We start from the raw sequence: 3706 nt of genomic DNA, 5'->3' as shown, positions 1-3706 counted from the left end.
TGGTGGCGGGGTCCGTGGTGGTGCCGGTCATGCGCGTGCCGCCCCGTAGACCTCGTAGGCCCCCGCGACTCCGCCGCCCACCGGCACGGAGGCGCCCGCGCGGCGCAGCACCGCCTCCAGCGCCGCCAGGGTGGTCAGCACCGCGTCCGTCCGGGCGTTGTAGCCCATCGTGCCGATGCGCCAGACCTTCCCGTGCAGCGGCCCGAAGGACGTGCCGATCTCGATGCCGAAGTCGGCGAGCATCTCCCCGCGCACCGCGTCACCGTTCACGCCCTGCGGGATGCGCACCGCGACGACGTTCGTCATCTTGTGCCCGACGTCGCCGAACACCTCGAGATCGAGGCCGCGGACTCCGGCGAGCATCGCCGACCCGTGCAGCGCGTGGCGGGCGACCGTCTCGTCCAGGCCCTCCTCGACGACGATGCGGGCGCACTCGCGCGCGCCGTAGAGCATCGTGGTCGCCTCGGTGTGGTGGTTGAGGCGGCGCGGCCCCCAGTAGTCGAAGATCATGCCGAGATCGAAGTAGTTGGAGCGGACGCGGCGGGCGCTGACAGTGTCGCCCTCGTCGCGGATCCCCGCCTCGATGCTCCTGCGCGACTCGATCACCGCGACGGCCTTCTCCGAGAAGGTGACGGGAGCCGATCCGGACGGGCCGCCCAGGCACTTCTGGAGCCCCGCGGTGACCGCGTCGAGCCCGAGCTCGTCGGTCGCGAAGGCGTTGCCCGCGACGGAGGCGGTGACGTCGGTGTAGAAGAGGGCGCCGTGCTTCTCGCAGAGGGCGCCGAGCTCCTCCAGCGGCTGCGCCATGGTGGTCGACGTGTCGCCGTGGACCACGGCCAGCATCTTCGGCTTCACCCGGGCCAGGGCCTCGGCGATCGCCGAGACGGGGAAGACCTGCCCCCACTCGGCCTCGATCACGTGCACCTCCGCGCCGCAGCGCTCCGCGATCTCCCGGAGGAGGTGCCCGAACCGCCCGAACACCGGCACGAGCACGCGGTCGCCCGGCTCCAGCATCGAGACCAGCGCCGCCTCGATGCCCGCACGGCTCGTGCCGTCGACGAGCATCGTCTTCTCGTTGCGGGTGCGGAACACCTGCCGGTACAGCTCCTGCGTCTCCGTCATCGTCGCCGTCATGAACGGGTCGTACTGCCCGACCAGCTGCGCCGACATCGCACGCAGGACGCGCGGATCCGCGTTGATCGGGCCCGGCCCCATCAGCAGGCGAGGCGGCGGATCGACGGGGAGGAACGGTGCGGGCGCGGTCATGGGCCACCTCTTCACGAGCGGGAGAGAAACAGTCGTTTCACCCGCAGAGCCTATGCGACGGACGTTTCGCCGGTGTTTCGCGGTGTGGCGGGTCGAGATTCTCGACAGAAGCTCCTCCACAGGCGTCCTCCGGAAGCGGGTTCTCCCGATCGGACGCACCTGCGGCCCGCGTGTCGGTGGTCGCTGGTTCAATACGGGTATGACGGATGGGATGCGGCAGGGACTCGAGGAGGTCCGCGCCCTCGGCGACCGCGCGGCGCTGCTCGCCCGCTCGGCGGCTCCGCTCCACCTCGCCTCCGCCGAGGCGCTGCACGAGGCGTACACGGCTGCTCTGCGTCGCCCGGAGGCGTTCGCGCGCGGCGGGTCTCCCGCCGAGTCGCGCGACCTCGTGGAGCGCTCCGTCCGGGCCGAGCTCGCCGTCGCACTCGCCGTGTCCGAGCGTGTGGCCGCGCGCGAGCTCGAGCACGCCCGCCTGCTGGTCGACCACCTGCCCTGCACGCGCGCCGCGCTGGCCGAGGCGCGCGTGCGCTGGGAGGCGGGGCAGATCATCTGCGGAGTCGCGGCCACCCTGCCGCCGGCCTCCCTCCCGGAGTTCGACGAGCGCGCCGCGGGACTGGCCGCCTCGATGACGCCGACCCAGCTGCGGCGACGCCTGACCCGGCTGCGGGACGAGCTCCACGAGAGTCCTCTGGCCGACCGACACGCTCGCGCTCGGGAGGACCGGTCGGTCCGGGTCTCGCCCGAGCAGGACGGCATGGCCACGCTCTGCGCGACCCTCCCCGCTCCGGCCGCTTTCGGTGCGCTCGCGCGGCTCGACCGGATCGCCCGCGCCCTCCGCGACGGGAGCGGTGCAGCGGAGGAGCGCACGCTCGCGCAGCTGCGGGCCGACGCCCTGGTCGACCTGCTCTGCGACGGCGACGTGTCCGGCACGGCGCCGGGCGACGAGCGTCCGCGCACGTCCGCTCGCGGCATCCGGGCCGAGGTACGTCTGACCCTCGCCGCGAGCACCGCGGCCGGGCAGGACGAGACCCCCGCGGAACTGGACGGCTACGGCCTCATCCCGGCCGGCGTCGCGCGCGAGCTCCTCGGAGCCGACTCGGCCGTCACCCCGGTGCTCACCCATCCGAGCACGGGCGCCGTGGTCTCCGTCGGACGCACGCACCGCCTCCCTCCCCCGCGGATGCGCCTCGCCCTCCAGCTGCGCGACCGGACATGCCGCTTCCCCGGCTGCACCCGGCCCGCGGCGACCGCCGAGGCCGACCACACGCTCGAGTGGCGTCACGGAGGCGCCACCGCCCTCGACAACCTGGCGTCGCTCTGCGTCGCCCACCACCACGTCCGCCACGGCGACCGCTGGACCTACACGCTCCACCCCGACGGATCGGCCGACTGGACCACCCCCACGGGCCGCCGCGTGGTCACCCGTCCACCCGATCCGCCCGCGCCGCCAGCCCCGCCGCAGCGCAGGCCGAGCTTCAGCGATGCGCCGCCCCCGTTCTGACGGCGGAAGGAGCCGCGCTCCTGCGGGCGTGCTCCAGCAGGCGTGCTCGTGCACGGCCGCTGGCGCCGCGCGGGTCTGAGCCGGCGGCCTGTCTCAGCCGATGGCCGAGCCTGGAGGCCGGTCGTCCGACGCGCCCGCCGACGAACCGGTCCACCGAGCCCGCACTCGCTGCACCCGGGCCCGTTCCACCCTCCGGGCTCGGCGCCCGTGCTCACCGCTGAGATCGCACTCGAGGACAGCGGTCAGCGCAGCGACTCGGCCACAACGGCGCAGCTTCCGCCTCGGATCCACGACGAGGGACGGAGGGACGGAGCGACGGAGGGACGGAGCGACGGAGGGACGGAGCGAGAGAGAAAGGGAGAGGGAGAGGGAGAGGGAGAGGCGGCGAGCGGGAGAGCGGGTCACGGCTTCCGCCTCGATTCACGACGAGGGAGAGAACGAGCTCCGGGCGTGGCCCCTCTCAGAGCGTGCCGGCCAGCTCCAGCAGTGCGAGATCCGACCCCCGCGGTCCCACCAGGCAGAGCCCCACCGGAGCGCCGCCGACACTCAATCGCGGCACCGACAGCGCCGGATACCCGCCGATCCCGGCGACGCAGGTCAGGCCGAGCGTCGCCGTCCGCGCCGCGTCGATCGCCTCGGCCGACGCATCGAGGGCCGGCGCCACCGACGACGTCGACGGCAGGAGGAGCACCCGCCCCTCGAGCGCACGGTCGAGCGCCTCCCGGAACCCCGCGACTCGCGCCCGCGCGTCCGCCTCCGTCTGCTCGTCGACGAGCGAGGCCGCGTCGAAGCGCGCCTGGACGTCCGCCGCCAGCACTCCCGGATGCGCCGCGACCCACGAGCCGCTCGACCGCCACGCCTCCGCCGCCTGCACGAGCCGGAACGCCTCGAGCATCTCCGCCACGGGCGGCAGCTCGACCTCGTCGGCGCTCATCCTCC

2 protein-coding genes and 1 pseudogene are annotated in these 3706 nt (G+C 74.1%); 1 reads left to right on the top strand and 2 read right to left on the bottom strand.

Annotated elements, in window-relative coordinates; genetic code table 11:
- Positions 1–27 precede the first annotated feature (27 nt).
- Positions 28–1266, bottom strand: coding sequence for an alanine--glyoxylate aminotransferase family protein (locus tag C5C33_RS17935; protein ID WP_258069280.1), 1239 nt, complete (start codon positions 1264–1266; stop codon positions 28–30).
- Positions 1267–1465: 199 nt separating this feature from the next.
- On the opposite strand from C5C33_RS17935, the gene C5C33_RS17930 reads away from it, so the two are divergent.
- Positions 1466–2767, top strand: a complete 1302-nt coding sequence (locus C5C33_RS17930) for an HNH endonuclease signature motif containing protein (protein WP_181136281.1) — start codon at positions 1466–1468, stop codon at positions 2765–2767.
- A gap of 460 nt (positions 2768–3227) precedes the next feature.
- On the opposite strand, the pseudogene C5C33_RS17925 reads toward C5C33_RS17930, so the two are convergent.
- Positions 3228–3706 (bottom strand): annotated as a pseudogene (locus tag C5C33_RS17925) (amidase family protein); the annotation flags it as partial.

Source organism: Rathayibacter sp. AY1H3 (genome assembly GCF_002932015.1).
This window is presented reverse-complemented; position numbering and strand designations above follow the sequence as displayed.

Bases quoted from the DNA above. Each gene is read 5' to 3' on its own strand.
- C5C33_RS17935 (WP_258069280.1), bottom strand. From the start codon at position 1,266: ATGACCGCGCCCGCACCGTTCCTCCCCGTCGATCCGCCGCCTCGCCTG.
- C5C33_RS17930 (WP_181136281.1), top strand. From the start codon at position 1,466: ATGACGGATGGGATGCGGCAGGGACTCGAGGAGGTCCGCGCCCTCGGC.